Annotated in this window: 1 protein-coding gene; it reads right to left on the minus strand. The window is 50.2% G+C overall.

Going from position 1 to position 263, the window contains the following annotated elements:
• The coding region (locus SB765_RS30630) for a DUF2515 family protein (RefSeq protein WP_410932618.1) at positions 1-263 on the minus strand (263 nt) is incomplete at both ends.

Consider the following 263-nt stretch of genomic DNA (forward strand, 5'->3'; position numbering starts at 1 on the left):
CTCGTCCATGGTTCTTTGGAATTTGAGCTTGCTGATAAAGGCCTTATCGTTATAGATCAACCCTTGCAACACTTCGCCCTGTTCATGCTGTGCCATGACCCACAGATGGTTGAACGCAAAGGCAGCTTTCTTCTTTTCATTCGCGGTCTCTTCCCATTGCTTGACAAGATCGAATCCCATGGACACGCGCGGAGTCCATTTGAAGTAGCCCGGATTCTCGGCGTCGGGACCAAGGAATTTTCCGGATCCTGCATCGTCCATTG

This window comes from Pseudomonas sp. SIMBA_067, assembly GCF_046534675.1.
GTDB classification, from domain to species: domain Bacteria; phylum Pseudomonadota; class Gammaproteobacteria; order Pseudomonadales; family Pseudomonadaceae; genus Aquipseudomonas; species Aquipseudomonas putida.